The 15,996-nt window shown below is 40.5% G+C and carries 10 protein-coding genes; 8 read left to right on the top strand and 2 right to left on the bottom strand.

Features of this window, described 5'->3' with window-relative positions; all coding sequences use genetic code 11:
• Positions 1-2: 2 nt before the first annotated feature.
• A complete protein-coding gene (locus tag NMK93_RS04015; protein ID WP_254529740.1) occupies positions 3-1,220 on the bottom strand; it encodes a C40 family peptidase in 1,218 nt (405 codons plus the stop codon).
• 171 nt (positions 1,221-1,391) lie between these two features.
• On the opposite strand from NMK93_RS04015, the gene NMK93_RS04020 reads away from it, so the two are divergent.
• The 7 genes from NMK93_RS04020 to NMK93_RS04050 all read left to right on the top strand — a co-directional run bounded on the left by NMK93_RS04020 (position 1,392) and on the right by NMK93_RS04050 (position 12,130).
• The gene (locus NMK93_RS04020) at positions 1,392-2,426 is read left to right on the top strand and encodes a N(4)-(beta-N-acetylglucosaminyl)-L-asparaginase (protein WP_185210571.1); all 1,035 of its coding nucleotides are present in this window, start codon (positions 1,392-1,394) and stop codon (positions 2,424-2,426) included.
• Between the two features lie 304 nt (positions 2,427-2,730).
• The gene (locus tag NMK93_RS04025; protein WP_254529742.1) at positions 2,731-4,293 is read left to right on the top strand and encodes a DNA/RNA non-specific endonuclease; all 1,563 of its coding nucleotides are present in this window, start codon (positions 2,731-2,733) and stop codon (positions 4,291-4,293) included.
• A 31-nt stretch (positions 4,294-4,324) separates the two neighbouring features.
• Positions 4,325-5,731, top strand: coding sequence for a fimbrillin family protein (locus NMK93_RS04030; RefSeq protein WP_254529744.1), 1,407 nt, complete (start codon positions 4,325-4,327; stop codon positions 5,729-5,731).
• Between the two features lie 71 nt (positions 5,732-5,802).
• Positions 5,803-8,550: a carboxypeptidase-like regulatory domain-containing protein gene (locus NMK93_RS04035; protein WP_254529746.1), complete on the top strand. Its 2,748-nt coding sequence runs from the start codon at positions 5,803-5,805 to the stop codon at positions 8,548-8,550.
• Between the two features lie 12 nt (positions 8,551-8,562).
• Positions 8,563-9,912 carry a DUF5689 domain-containing protein gene (locus NMK93_RS04040; RefSeq protein WP_254529749.1) on the top strand — a complete coding sequence of 450 codons (1,350 nt, stop codon included), beginning with the start codon at positions 8,563-8,565 and terminating at the stop codon, positions 9,910-9,912.
• 5 nt (positions 9,913-9,917) lie between these two features.
• Entirely contained in the window at positions 9,918-10,961 is a 1,044-nt protein-coding gene (locus NMK93_RS04045) for an endonuclease/exonuclease/phosphatase family protein (RefSeq protein WP_254529751.1), read from the top strand.
• A 143-nt stretch (positions 10,962-11,104) separates the two neighbouring features.
• Positions 11,105-12,130, top strand: a complete 1,026-nt coding sequence (locus NMK93_RS04050; RefSeq protein WP_254534402.1) for a clostripain-related cysteine peptidase — start codon at positions 11,105-11,107, stop codon at positions 12,128-12,130.
• 153 nt (positions 12,131-12,283) lie between these two features.
• On the opposite strand, the gene NMK93_RS04055 is transcribed toward NMK93_RS04050, so the two are convergent.
• Entirely contained in the window at positions 12,284-15,034 is a 2,751-nt protein-coding gene (locus NMK93_RS04055; protein ID WP_254529755.1) for a DNA gyrase/topoisomerase IV subunit A, read from the bottom strand.
• A gap of 123 nt (positions 15,035-15,157) precedes the next feature.
• On the opposite strand from NMK93_RS04055, the gene NMK93_RS04060 reads away from it, so the two are divergent.
• Positions 15,158-15,961, top strand: a complete 804-nt coding sequence (locus NMK93_RS04060; protein ID WP_254529757.1) for an alpha/beta hydrolase — start codon at positions 15,158-15,160, stop codon at positions 15,959-15,961.
• Positions 15,962-15,996 lie beyond the last annotated feature (35 nt).

Here is a 15,996-nt window from a genome sequence, read left to right on the forward strand (position 1 = left end):
GGTTATTTTTGGTTATAGTAAGGGTTTTCTTGTATTTTTTGCACTTGCTGATCTTTCACGCCGATATATCTTTTTGCTGCAACGACGGTCCTGGTCTGGAAGTCATCGTAGTTTGCGGCATCTTTCAACATGGAGTTGATACGAACGGTTCCTGCCGAATGTATGAATTCACCATTTCCAATATATAGGGCAACGTGGGTAACACGCGCATTAGGATTGCTGTTTTTGCCAGAAGCAAAGAACAATAAATCAGCCGGTTTCAAGTTTTTAAGTGCTTTTTTAGCGTCGAAATGTCCGTCTTTATCTAGGATGTCAATTTTTTGACCAGCCAATACCTGCTGAGATGCATCTCTCGGGATGATGTAGCCATTCATGTAATAAGCAGTTTTGGTAAAACCACTGCAATCTACACCCTTAACAGATGTTCCGCCCCAAAGATAAGGTAGCCCCATCATGGTTTTGGCACTGCTGATCACATTGTCTGCCGTCAGTTCTCTTGAGCCTAACCATTTGTCGAATGTTAATGCTTCATCTTTTAGGATAAAGGCAATACGATGGTCGGGATAAGTTACTTTATAATAGTTACCTTCTTCAGCTAATAAGCCTAGGATATTTCCATAAACCAGGTCAGAAACCCGGACACTTTTTGGGTCAGCTTGAGAAAGTGATTTTCCAAATTCAGCTGTGTAGATTAATTTGGGAAGCTTTCTCCATTTTTCTAAAGCGGCATGATCCATTGCTGCAATAGAGGAGGCTGGAACATATGAAATATAGCCTTCAGGAGTTCTTGCTCTATATTCACCATCAACTTTTTGCAACAGGTCAACCTCTGTTCCAAGAATGGCCTGTGTTGCCATTTCAGAGGCATTTCCTGGTTTTGTTCTAAAGTTTGCCACCGAAAGATTGACGACTCCATGAACTTTTTGACCTACGGTAGAGTCTGGAAGGGCATTGATTCGGATCGTTGCAGGAATATTAGCTGTTTGAGACTTGATGAAGTTGCTGGCTTCAGCAACACTCGACTCAATGACATACTGATTATTGATCGCATTTGCTTGCGTAAGGGCAACGATTTTGGTTCGTTTATCCGGAGCAAATTGTTGTTTGGCGTCTTGTACGATCTGATCCACTTTTTTATAGATCGTGGAGTCTGTTTGTGCGAAAGAAATATTGTTCAAACAGAAAAATGTGCAGAATAGCGCAGTGATACGTATCATCATTCTAGTCTTTAATAATTGTTATCTTGGTAAAACCGCATAAATATGCGAAAAATAGACTGTAATTAAGCGTATTTTTACGTTTTTTCCAAATAATTAACTGGAAATAACGCATAATTTACAATCGTTTAATCCTTGTTCTTTGTAAATTGTATTCCTAATATTGTAATTACTATGCATTCAAGAAGAAAATTTATAAAACAAGGTATCATAGGGGCTGCCAGTATAGGTACAGTAGCTTCTGCTATTTCCTGTCAAGCGACAGAGAAATCCACGAAATCGGTTCGTAAACCTATTGTGATTTCCACTTGGGATTTTGGTGTTGCTGCCAATCAAGCTGCTTGGGAAATCCTGAAGAAAAATGGTCGGGCCCTTGATGCGGTCGAAGCAGGTGTGAAAATCCCTGAAGCCGATCTAAAGAATGTAACAGTGGGAAAAGGTGGTTATCCGGACCGTGATGGACATGTGACCTTGGATGCATGTATTATGGATGAGCTTGGTAATTGTGGTTCAGTGGCGGCGATGGAAGATATTGCCCATCCTATCTCGGTAGCGAGATTAGTGATGGAAAAAACGCCACATGTGATGTTGGTTGGTGCCGGAGCAAGGCAATTTGCACTGGAGAATGGATTCCAGGCCGAGAATTTATTGACCCCCAGTTCTGAGGAAGCTTGGAAAGAGTGGTTAAAGGAAAAGAACTACAAACCGGTCATGAACATTGAAAATAAATCATTTGCCACGGAAAGACTGCCGGGAAACAAATATAACCATGATACCATAGGCATGTTGGCCCTAGATGCTGACGGTAATCTTTCTGGAGCCTGCACTACCAGTGGCATGGCTTTTAAAATGCATGGCCGAGTAGGCGACAGTCCAATTATCGGAGCAGGTCTATATGTTGATAATGAGGTTGGAGGAGCTACTTCAACCGGTGTGGGAGAGGAAGTGATCCGGAATGTAGGTAGTTTTCTGGTGGTAGAATTAATGCGTCAAGGTTATTCCCCTGAAGATGCCTGCAAGGAAGCGGTTATGAGGATCGTCAAGAAAAAACCTGAAATTGCCAAAGATATTCAGGTAGGATTTCTAGCCTTAAATAAAAATGGTGAATATGGTTCATATGCATTGCAAGATGGATTTACTTTTGCCATCTGTGATGAAAAACAACAAGATCTGATAGAAAAAGGTAAGTTCCATTACAAGCCGAAATAAGAAATTTTTATAAAAGGTGCTAGGCAGAAACATTATTTGTTTCTGCCTTTTTTTTGTCCTCTTAATAAAGGCTTAAAAGCTTGTTCAATTTGCTAATTCCTTGGTTTTTATCTTGTTGCTTAACATAGAGTTTAACCAAAGCCTCATTAGTAATATATTCTTAATATCTTTTTAATTAAACTGTATTAATTCAAAGGTAAATTTGGTGGTGAATTCAAAATTAAAACTCAGGAAAAGTCTTGATTTTGAGCCAGACTTATTATGATGCGAAATAATTGGTTTTTATATAATAAATATTAAGTTAATGATTAAGAGGTTATTCTTTGTTCTCGCAGTTGCGTTATTGTTTTTGGGTTCATGTCGGAAAGACTTCAGTAATATCCAAGTTAAGCAAGAACAATCTGTTTTGTTTACCAGTAAGATTACTGGCCAGGTTCAGACCCGTATGTCAGGTACGCAATGGGATGAAAAGGATTCCATTTCAATTTTTATGTATCAGGGAGAGGCTCTGACAGCAGGCAATGTGATACCTGTGGGGTTCAATAAACAGTTTTTAACGCAAAGGAACGGGAATTTTTCTCCCAAAACATCGGCAGACGCCATAGATTTTCCCAAGGATAAGCAAGTTAAGTTTGTTGCATTTTATCCTTTTCAACGAAGATCTGATCTGCAGAGGGAATTGAACATATCCAATCAGCAACAACAGGCTACCATTGATTATATGATTGGGCACAGTGCTAATGCCATGGGCTATCAGCAGGGGCCAGTTCAATTGAATTTTGAAAGACTGATGGCCAAGATCCAGGTTCGAGTAAAAGGAGTGGGGATCAATGCGGTTAATGCAAAAATAAGCTCTTTACGGACGGAAGCAATTTTTCAAATTGATCAGTCTCAGTTAACCCCTCGTCAAGTCTCCAAGGACGTGGAGGGTAAGGTCCTGTCTACAGGACTAGAAACGGTAATCGAATGGGTCATTTTTCCTGGAAAATTGAGTGGTCAATCCGTAATGGTGTTTACTAGTAATAAAGGAGATCGTTATACCTGGGAAATTGGCAAGTTGGCAACAGATTATGTGCGGGGAAATAGATACCAGTATAGTATCGATTTGACTGATGATGGTACGGTGGATCCCAACCCGACTGTCTCTTATATGGAATTGCCAGTCATTTCAAATTCAGCAGATCTTGAATATAATTTTAAGATGACTCCTGATCGTTCCAAACGAAATTTTTCAATGCTTTACGACAAGAAAAATAGGGTTGCTCACTGGGTGGCCTATCCATTGAGTGGTGACTATTTAGGGGGGCAGTCTCGTACGGACAATTGGGCCTATGACCCTAGCTTTTCCAACTTTACTCAACCTTTATTATCCAGAGGTTTTGGAATCGGAGGGATAGACCGTGGTCATCAGATCCCGAGTGCAGATAGGACAAAGAATTATGCCGAAAACTCCACGACATTTTATTATACCAATATGACTGCTCAGAACAGCTCATTGAACCAGGGGCTGTGGGCAAGATTGGAAAATCAGATCCGTTCTTGGGCAAGGAATTCGGGGGTGGATACCATGTATGTAGTAACAGGAGCCGGAATCAGGGATGGCAATGCTCCTGTAGAATATGTGAAGGATAATAGAGGTGAGGATGTTGCAAAACCAAAATATTACTATAAGGCTTTGGCCGTAAAAAGGGGGCAGGATTATTATACCATAGGTTTCTATATGGAAAATAAGGCTACGCAGGCCAGTGCCCATTTTAACAGTTATCGCATGACTGTAGCGGAATTGGAAAGGAAGACTGGACATCGCTTTTTTCCGGGGCTTCCGGAAGCGACAAAAAGCATGATCAATAATGCGATCTGGAGATAGGACTTACTATAAATCAAATAAATAAATTACAATGAAAACAAAACAATTATTAGCTGCAACCCTGGCGTTTATCGCCTTGGTATCTTCTTGTAAAAAAGATGATTACAGGAAGTTGGAGAAAACCAATCCATCGGAAGTTAAGTTCACTTCTAGGATTCTAGGTACAACTGCAACAAAAGCAAATGGAAATGCGTGGGATGCAAATGATGAAATTGGTGTATTTATGAAGCAAGGTACAGGATTGTCAAATATCTTGGCGGCGAACAAAAAATACATCACCAATGGAAACGGGAACTTTACGGCAACGGGAGGTGATATCATCAATTATCCTGAAACTGGGCAGGTAGATTTTATCGCATATTATCCTTTTTCAACTGCGATAAATGGAACTAGATTAGATTTTAATGTTACGGATCAGAGCAATTTAGCGAAGATTGATGTGATGTATTCAGACAATGCAAAGAATTTGGGGAAAAATTCGGGTCCTGCAAGTTTGGAATTTGCACATAAGTTGACAAAAATCGAGTTGATTGTTAAGGCTGGAACTGGCGTGAACAATTTAACAGGTTTAAGAGCAGCTTATAATAATGTACCTACCGTTTCAAGTATGGAACTTTCGACAGGAGCTATCGCAGCAGGAACTAGCAATGCAAATATCAACGCAAAGGTTACAGCTCAAAATGCGGATCAATTTGTTGAAGCTATCTTAATTCCTTCTGATTATAGTACAAAAGAGGTTGTGTTTACAGTTGGATCTGATAATTATAAATGGACTTTACCGGCAAACTTGAACTATGAAGCTGGTAAGAAATACACTTATAATATCACTCTTCAGGTAGGCGGATTAGTTGCCGTTACTGGAAATGCGATTATCACAGATTGGACCTCAGTTACTGGTGGAACACATACTATTGGCAAAGATGGTGGTACAGTTACTCCTCCAACTCCTACTGGTGTTGAACAAACTATTTTTGAAGAAACTTTTGGTGATATCTCAATGGATGATAGGTCTAAAAGGTTTAGAATCGGTCAGTATACTGGATTTTATAATAAGACCGTAAGCTATTCAGATCTGTATACTGCAGAATATGCCGACATCCGTAGAACCACTACCATGGATGCCCATGTTTGGTTGCCAGCAAATAGAACCACAGGGTTAAAGATCCAAAACATTAATACAACTGGCTTTACTAATTTAAAACTGACCTATTCAATGGCTTCAAATCGTCCTGGACAGAAGGTGGAGAATGTGAAAGTTAAAATCAATGGTCAAGAAATGCAACAACCTGGCGTATTGGGAGGTCAAAACTCTTTCTCTACTCAAACTATTAACACAGGTATTCCTGCAGCTCCGATCACTATTGAATTTGATGCGATTTCAGCATTAAATGAGGGTGGTTATCGTATCGATAATATCAAATTAGTAGGAACAAAATAATCATTTTAATCAAGGTTGGGGGATAAAATTCCCCTTCCTTGTTCAATGAAACCTTTCGAATATTAAAGAATATGCAAAGGATTTTTTCCATAATCTTTTTGTTGACTTGCTTTTGTGTAGCCGTCTTGGGGCAGGAAGGAATTCAACTATCAGGTAAGGTGGTCCACAGCCGCACGAAAATCCCCTTGGTGGGTGTTTCGGTTTACTTGGAACAGAACAAGATGAACAGCAGTAGCAACGAGGAAGGGGAGTTTGTCTTTGTCAACTTGAAATCCGGACCTGAAAAATTAATCATTCAGTCAGCTGGATTTAGAAACTATGAGATGGAATTTGAAATTAAGGATTCCAGTTTCATGAGATTGGAGGATATAGAATTGGTTGCTGAAAATCAGATCGATGTGCAGACCGTTCTGGGTGTGATAGATGATGATATCATTTCCTCGGAAGGGGACATGAGCTCACAAGATATTCAGGCATCCGTTATTCTCTCCAATGACCTTTACCTGAATAAAGTAGGGTTTAAGCTCTTTCCTTATCGTTTTAGAGTTCGTGGATACGACCCACATTACGAACAGATCTATATCAACGGCATTTTGGCGAATGACCAATACCGCCGAGTTTTTAATTACGCTTCAATCGGAGCGTTAAATGACCTGACCCGAAATGGGGATGTGGTCAATTACAATCAAATAGGAACATACACTTTCGGAACCATTGGAGGTTCTGAAAACATCAATATGCGAGCAAGCTCCTATGCAAAGGGAGGGAAGCTCACACTGTCCTATACGAATAGGAACTATTATGCACGCTCCATGTTCAGTTATTCAACAGGGCTAAATGAAAAAGGTTGGGCATTTACGGGTGCTATCGGTGGTAGGTTTTCTGATAAGGGATTTATTCCGGGGACATCCTATAGAAACTTTTCCTATGCATTGTCGATGGAAAAACAATGGCAGGGCGGCGATCATTCGCTTTCCGTGCTCAGCTTTGGTTCACCAGTAGTTCGGGGCCAACAAGGATCCTCTTTTCAGGAGGTCTATGACTTGGTCGGTGATAATCTATATAATCCAAATTGGGGCTATCAAAATGGTAAGATCCGTAATTCAAGAATGGTCCATGCCTATGATCCGACCTTGGTCATTTCCCATCGCTGGAAAATTGATGACAGGAGCAGTTTGACCTCTGGAGGTATTTTACATTATGGTCGATACAGTAATTCGGCATTGAACTGGTATAACGCCATGGATCCACGACCTGATTATTATCGTTATTTGCCCTCCAATTTTTCAAGGTTTACCCCTAGACTTGACATGAGGACTATCGAACAGTATACCCAGCTTTGGAAATCTAGGGACCCTAAGGTCACTCAGTTGAACTGGGAAGAAATGTACCGTCAGAATCTGAATCCTGAGAATATTAGAAAAACGAACGGTGCTGCTTTGTACACCTTAGAACGCAGGCATTCTGACCTGATGGAAGGGACAGTGAACATAACATTCAATAAGCTTTATCAAAATAATTTTAATCTAACAGCAGGTATTGAGGCTAGAAAGACGAGATCATACCAGTATAAGACCATAGATGATCTGCTGGGAGCCGACCATGTCGTTGATCTAGACAAGTTTGCCGAACGGGAGAATCCAGGTAATGAAAATGTCAAGCAAAATGACCTTCTTTTTCCCAACCGAAAGGTTTATGAGGGCGATATTTTCGGCTATGATTACGATATAGATATTCAGGCTGTGAATGCATGGTTGAGTAATGGTTTTCAATCCAGGAATTTAGAGTTTTATTACGGAACAAAAATCAGCTATACCGATTTTCGTCGGGTTGGAAATATGAGGAACGGCCGGTTCCCTGACCATTCGTATGGGAAAGGTCCTAAATATGACTTTGTGGATTTTACGGTAAAAGCTGGCCTGACCTATAAGTTTGATGGCCGGAATTTCCTTTCTGCCAATTCTGCCTATATCACAGAGCCACCAGCTCCCGATCGATCATATGTGATGCCGCGGGTTACAGACCGCGTCGTTAAAGGACTTTCTAGTGGCAGGATCCTCCATAATGATATCAATTATGTTTTTTCCTTACCGCATCTATCTGGGCGGCTGTCACTCTTCCAGACTAATTTCTATGATCATTTGGAACGGATGAATTATTACCATGATTCCCAGCGGACCTTTGTCTTTCACAACCTAAGTGGAGTTGATCGAAAACATCGAGGAATAGAGGCAAGTGTAACCTATAGTCTGAACCAAAACTGGAATTTCGATTTTATTGGTACCCTAGCTGAATATTACTATAGCAACAATCCCATGGGGACCATGAACTCAGAAAATGGCCTTATGGTGAATTTGGAGGAGAAAGTTTACATGAAGAACCTCTTTGTCTCTGGAACGCCACAGGCAGCCGGAATCTTTGCTGCCAGGTATTTCTACGATTACTGGTTCCTCGAGATGAGTGGGAATCTTGTCAGCTGGAACTACATGTCCTCTGCTGCTTTGAGGAGAATGGCTTCAGTATATTCCACGGTGAACCCCTATCAAGATAGTTATGAATCATATAGGAAATTGACAAGCCAAGAGAGGCTGAAAGGAAATTTTACCTTGGATGCCTCGGTTGGGAAGTTGATCTACCTTCGGAACCGACGTGCCTTGAACTTCAATCTGTCGATTATGAACTTACTGAACCAAAAAAATGTTGGGACTGGCGGTTATGAACAAGGTAGGTTGGACCTAGTATATCCAGATAGGTTCAATTCTCGATATTTCTATATGCAGGGTTTCAATGTGTTTTTTAATACAAGTTATAGGTTTTAATAAAGTTATTAGATGAAAAATATTAGGTTAATCTATTTGTTCTTATTCAGCATGCTTTTCTTGGCATGTGAACGCGAGTATACCCCACCACCTTTGACTGAACCGGTCTATAAGGGGAAACCGGTTAACATCAGTATAAAACAGTTAAAAGAACGATTTAAGGATATTAAGGATCCGGTATTTTTGGAGGAGGAATTAATCATAAAAGGGATTGTGACTGCAAATGATGAATCTGGCAACATCTATAAGCAAATCTATGTACAGGATGGAACGGCAGGCATTTATTTAGGCGTGGAACAAAATTCGGTCTATGTGACCTATCAGGTTGGTCAGGAAGTTTATGTGAACCTTAAGGACTTATATATCTTAAAGTATGGTGGTGAATTGCAGATCGGTTTGGGGACCACCAATGCCAATAGGATTTCCTGGCAGAGTTTTCAGGATAAGGTCAAGATGAATTCATGGCCAAACCCAGCGAATGTAAAATATAAAGAAATATCGTTTGATAAACTGACGGACGATCTGGTCCATCAAATCGTTGAAGTAAGGGACATACGTTTTGTCAATGGCGGAAAAAGGACCTTTTCGGAAAAAAATGCCACCAGCAATGAGGAAATAAGGGATCAGGATGGGAAAGTGCTGGTTGTTCGGACGAGTAATTATTCGAATTTTTCCCAGGACCTATTGCCTAGGGGGATCGGTAGCCTTATTGGGATATTAGGAAGGTTCAATGGTACCTGGCAGCTTTTGTTGCGGACAAAGGCCGATGTTCTGAGTTTTAGTGGAGAAAATCCGGAAGAGGTCAAACCGACTGCCGGCAGTTTTTTCAAAGAAACCTTTGGACAGGGAACCTATCCATCAGGAAATCGACCAAAAATCAATGATTTTAAAGATTTTGACATGAAGCCTCCGGTTCAATATAAGGAAGATGCGAGTATTGCCGATGTTAGAAGTATATCGGGAGGAAATGGTGCCCACATCTGGTTGCCAGCCAATAGAGATGCTACTGTAGAGATTTCCGGAATCAATTCCCAAGGTAAAGGCGAAGTGACCTTAAGCTATCAACTGACAGCAAACCTGTTTGATGCATCTGCATCGGCGGACCTTAACCAAATCCAGGTCAAGGTCAATGGGCAATTGATGTCAGTCCCAAGTAAGCCTATATCGAATGCTGCGGGGGACAACAACAAATGGTTTACCATCAGTATTCCTAAGATTCCACAAGCCAATAATTTGAGGATTGAGTTTGTTTCCAACTCTGCTAACAACAAAATTGGCTTTAGGTTAGATAATATAGAATTGGTGGGTGCGGATTCAGGAAATGGAGGAAAGAAAGAAATCATTATTCCTCAATTGAAATAACAGATATGTTTAGTATTCAAAATAGAAAATACCTTCTGTTATTTCTTTTTGCAGCACTATGGTTGAACGGCCTCAGTCAGCACAGGAAATATTCTGTATATCCTATTGCATTCTATAACGTAGAGAACCTATTTGATACAGAAAGAGATACTAGTATCCAAGATGAGGAATTTACACCAAAAGGCGGGATGAACTGGACCCAGGACAAGTACTGGAAAAAGCAGGAGAAAATTGCTTCTGTGTTGAGCAGTATCGGAAGGAAATATGGTAAATCAGGGCCCGTAATTATTGGACTATCTGAAATTGAGAACAGGAGGGTAATAAATGACCTCATCAAGCAAAGTGCTATAAAAGATAATGGTTATGAAGTTGTACATTACGAATCTCCAGACCGTCGAGGAATCGATGTTGCAATGCTCTACAATCCCAAGCTTTTTCGTTTAGTTCATGCCCAGATATTGCCTTACCATATTGAAAGTAGGCCGGAATACGTTACTCGAGATATTTTAATGGTCAAGGGAGTAATTGCCAATGAGATGGTCCACGTATTCATTAACCATTGGCCTTCCAGGTTTGGGTCCAAATCCTCTGAACTTCGCGAGCATGCTGCTGGCATAGTCAGAAACGCTGTAGATTCCATTTACAGGAAAAATCATAAAGCAAAGATCATCATCATGGGTGACCTCAATGACGACCCTGTTGATATCAGCGTAAAGGAGATTTTAGGGGCAAAACGCTATAGTGAAAATGTAAGGCCAGGGGAATTGTACAATACTATGTTTAAGCATTATACACAAGGTATTGGAACATTAGGATATCTTGCCAAATGGAGCCTTTTTGACCAGATTATTATTTCGGAGCCACTATTAGGAGATGATAGGAGCAGTTTGAAATTCTGGAAATCTGAAATCTATAATCCCGATTATTTAATTACCAAGGACGGTCGGTACAAAGGATATCCCTTAAGGACGTTTTCTGGTAATCTATTCCAGAATGGATATTCCGATCACTTTCCCGTATTAATTTATTTGTTAAAAGAGTTAGATTGAATAAAAAAATGAACAACAGGAGAAATTGTTTTCAGAAAAGTTTTACAATAGGATTTGTCCTGTTATTTAGTGTTTTATTAGCCTCGTGCAGCAAAACGGACCTTCAAGGAAGGCAAGTAGTTTCCAAGACTGTTATGGTCTATATGTCAGCAAACAACAACTTAGCTCCGGAAGCTTACGCAAATATCAATCAAATGGAGGCCGGCTATGCAGATTTTGGAGGGAAATTATTAGTTTATGCCAAGGTCTTTGGCCAAAATCCCAAGATTTACGAAATCGTTCATGATGATACCCCACAGATTGTCAGTAAGGTTTTAAAAGATTATCCTGAACACAATGCCTCAGATCCAAATATCATGAGAATGATATTTGAAGATATGGAGCAACTCGGAAAGGCAGAAAGTTATGCGGCCATACTATGGTCCCATGCTACCAATTGGTATCCTGGGAACTCGAAAATGGCAAAAGTCAAATCATTTGGAGACGATAATGGGGAGACCATGGATGTAATGGACCTAAAAAGAGCTTTGCCAAGGAATTTAGAATATTTGATTTTTGATGCCTGCTCGATGGGTTCTGTGGAGGTTCTGTATGAATTAAAAGATATTGTTCCCTATGTATTAGCTTCCCCAACAGAGGTCATCAGTGTTGGTCTGCCATATGACAAGATCATTGGACATTTTTTTGATAAGAATGTGGAAAAAGGACTCATAAAGGCAGCACAGCTTTACTTTGATTTTTACAATAACCAGAAGGGATTGTTCCGTTCAGCTAGTTATTCCTTAATAAATATGAAAGAGATGACCAATTTGGCTAAGACCATGGAAAGTGTTATCCAAACTGGAAAATATGGGCAAGTTTCCAGGAATGATGTGCAGAGGTTGGATCTTGATCCGAATATGGTTTCTACCGTACCTGCATTTGATCTTTTGGATTTCTGCGAGAAAAATTATTCGAAGGAACATGTAGCCATGATTAAGAGTCAAATCGATCGAACTGTCCTCTTTAAGGTTGCAACCCCTCAATTTTTAGGAACAGCAATTAATTCTTTCTCTGGGGTGTCCTGTTATATTCCTGCACAATCGGAGAATGAATTTGCTAAATATTATCAAGGATTAGCTTGGAATTCAGCTTCATCCTATTTTAAACTATTCCATTGGATATCATAAATATCACATAATTACTACTTGTTTTTTTAAAGGAGTTCATAGGATACTATGGCTCCTTTTTTCATTGTTTCCAAAATAGTAAATATTGCGATTACGAGGTGGGCAAAATTTTGTAATTCATAAATAAAAAAGGGGACCAAGTCCCCTTTTATCTTAATTTTCTTCTTCTTCGTTGCCTCCAAACAATCCCAGCTGCCCATTGGTATCGATTTGGATATCATCAGGGTTGGTGATTTCAAAAGGAATATCATCCGGTTCAGCAGGTTTTGGTTGCTTCGGTTTTTCTGGTTCTACTGTTGTTTTTTCAGACTTGACTTCCTTCTCGACCATAGCCTGTGTTTCAGGTGCTGCGATCTCATTTTCCTCAGTTTCTTGTGAGGTTGAAAGGTCCTTTTCTTCAGAAAGAAGCTTAATCTTTTGTACCGTATGGAATGATAACCTATTACCTTGCGCTTTCATTCCTTTCACATCTACGATTTCATTTAATTCCTGCTCTAGATGTTCGTGGGTCTGGGATTTACCTTTCAGGATATCCAGAGAAACGATTGGTGTGTCATTGTTGGTCAACAGAACCAATTTGCTTTCTTCAGGAATGAAACGAACTCGTTTTCCTACTGGATTATCATCAAAGTTGAATCTCTTGACAAAGTAGGTTCCAGATTTACTGTCCTGATGGATGGCCGTATAGATTTGTTCAGGAATGAATTTCTCTAGACGGATCATTTTCTCGTCGAAGTGATTGTTCAGGTCAAAGTTGCTCAACTCATAGGTTCCATCGTTGACAACCATTAAGATTTTGTCATCACCATCGAATTCGCCCAAGAACTTACCTCGATTATCGGCATTCAAGCGTTTTAGGATATCATCATACCAGATCTTTCTACCGGCAAGAGTTGAGACCCCTGCGCTTTTAAAGGCAACCTTTTTAACGGGGTATTTGCTGACAATGTTTCCTTGGGAAGCACGTCCCTTGATTGCGATCTCAGCAAAATCCATATCAAAGTTCAGCTTGCGTAGTTTTGAATGAGGTTTGAGCTGGATATTTACGATTTCGGCCTCTCCGTTTGGATTGGCAGTAAAGTAAAGGATCTTAGTGCCTTTACTAGCTTTACCTATATCATAATCCTTATCCCTTGTGACTGCTGTCACGGAGAACCGCTTGATGTAACTGGTTCCGGTAGCCCCATCTTTATAGATGGCATTATATACGGTCCGGTCATCGCCTTTTTTGAAGACAGCAACATGGATTATATCTTTACCCACAAACACCTTGTCCTGTACTTTGACAACGGAATATTTACCGTCCGCGCGGAAAACGATGATATCGTCGATATCCGAACAATCTGAAACCAATTCATCCTTACGCATATTGGTTCCAATAAATCCTTCCTCGCGGTTCACATAAAGTTTTGCATTTGCTAGGGCAACCTGGGTTGCTTCTACCTTATCGAATACACGAAGTTCAGTCTTCCGTTCTCTTCCTTTACTGTATTTTCCACGAATATATTCAAACCACTTAATGGTATATTCTGTTAGGTTCCTTAAATTCTTTTTAACCTCTTTGATCTCATCCTCAAGGGCTTTCATTTGCTCATCTGCCTTTTTGACGTCAAAGCGTGTGATGCTACTCATGGGTTTGTCGATCAACCTCTTGAAATCTTCAGGTGTGATCGCACGGTAGAACTGATCAAAGAATGGCTCAAATAATTGGTTCAACACTGCTACCACGGTGTCGAAATCGCCGGCATTTTCATAATCAGAATGCTTATACATGCCTTCTTGGATAAATATCTTCAGCAAGGAGCTAAAGAAAATCTTTTCCTGAAGTTCATGCAACCTGATCTCAAGTTCTTGTTTCAACAAGCTCTTGGTCTGCTTTGTGTTTTCGATCAAGATATCATTCACGCTCATAAAATGAGGTTTGTTGTTCTTGATCACACAGGTATTTGGCGAAATGGAAGTTTCACAGCCGGTGAAAGCATACAATGCATCTATGGTTACATCTGGAGAAATTCCAGGGGCAAGGTGCACAATGATCTCAACGAACTCAGCGGTATTGTCCTCAATTTTCTTGATCTTGATTTTTCCCTTTTCATTGGCCGAAACGATACTATCGATCAATGAGCCGGTTGTAGTGCCGAATGGGATTTCGGTGATGGCCAATGTTTTCTTGTCCCGCTCCTCGATCTTTGCGCGGACACGGATTTTTCCACCACGCTGTCCTTCATTATATCCCGTTACATCGGCCATCCCTCCAGTTGGGAAGTCCGGATAGATTGCCGGTCTTTCACCTTTTAAAACTTGGATGGATCCATCGATCAGCTCAATAAAGTTATGCGGCATGATCTTGGTCGCCAAACCTACGGCAATTCCTTCTGCTCCTTGAGCCAATAACAATGGAAATTTAACAGGAAGGGTGATCGGTTCTTTATTCCGCCCATCATAACTCAATTGCCAATCGGTAGTATCAGGATTGAAGACCACTTCATTGGCAAACTTAGACAGTCGGCCTTCGATATAACGAGGGGCAGCAGCGGAGTCTCCGGTAATCGGATCTCCCCAGTTACCCTGACAGTCGATCAGTAAATCTTTTTGCCCTATTTGAACCATCGCATCCCCAATGGAAGCATCCCCATGTGGGTGGTACTTCATGGTATTACCGATGACATTTGCCGCTTTATTATATCGTCCATCGTCCATTTCCTTCAGGGAATGTAGGATACGACGTTGAACGGGCTTGAAACCATCATTGATATGTGGTACCGCGCGGTCCAATATGACATAAGAAGCGTAATCCAGAAACCAATTTTCATATAGTCCCGACAAGGGGATGGTATTGCTTTGTTGGTCTTGATTTGGGTTTGAGTCGTTATTCTCTTCTATATCGTTGATTTCGTCACTCATGAAATTTTCGTAAGATTTTGATGGGTTTACAGGATTGATTTCCGCAAACCTCGTAAAAATACAAAATTCATTTTATTTGTCTTATTTTTAGGATTATTCTACAATCTATCAAAACCCTATCAGATGAAAAGACTTGTGACCCTCTTGCTATTTTGTTCCCTCCTGAATTTTCTTTTTGCCCAAAGTGCAAATTATGGCTTGAAGGAGAATATTTCTTATGTGCCTTCCAATGCGGATCCGTATAGCAAGGAACGCTGTCAAGTGGATGTGTACTACCCGAAGGACAAGAAAGATTTTGCTACCATCGTGTGGTTCCATGGTGGTGGATTGACGGAAGGAAGGAAAGAGATTCCTGCTTACCTGAAAGAAAAAGGTGTCGCCGTAGTAGGGGTCGGTTATCGACTGTCGCCCAATGTCAAGGTTGAAGATATCATCAAGGATGCTGCAAAAGCGGTTCACTGGACTTTCGATCATATTGCTGAATTTGGTGGCAGCAACAAAAAGATTGTTCTTTCCGGTCATTCTGCTGGAGGGTATTTGAACCTGATGCTTGCTTTAAATTCCCGCTATTTAGCTGATGAAGGTATCAATGCAGACGATCTATTTGCTGTAGTTCCCTTCAGTGCTCAATGCATCAGCCATTTTACGGCCCGTGCCGAAAAAGGGATCCATATCAATCAACCTGTCGTTGATGAATTTGCACCTCTTTTTTGGGTCCGGAAAAGCAATGTGCCGATGACCTTGATCACAGGAGACCGGGAGCTTGAAATGGTCGGTCGATATGAAGAGAATGCCTACTTAGCCAGGATGTTTAAGATAGTTGGCCACACTCAGGTTAAATTATTAGAATTGGACGGGTATGATCATGGAATGGCCTATCCCGCTTTCCCGCTTTTATTGAAAGAAATCGAACGGTTGAATAAATAAATAAAAGTTTATTTTACTAATATTTTTAGTAATTT

This window comes from Sphingobacterium sp. LZ7M1, assembly GCF_024296865.1.
Taxonomy (GTDB): Bacteria; Bacteroidota; Bacteroidia; order Sphingobacteriales; family Sphingobacteriaceae; genus Sphingobacterium.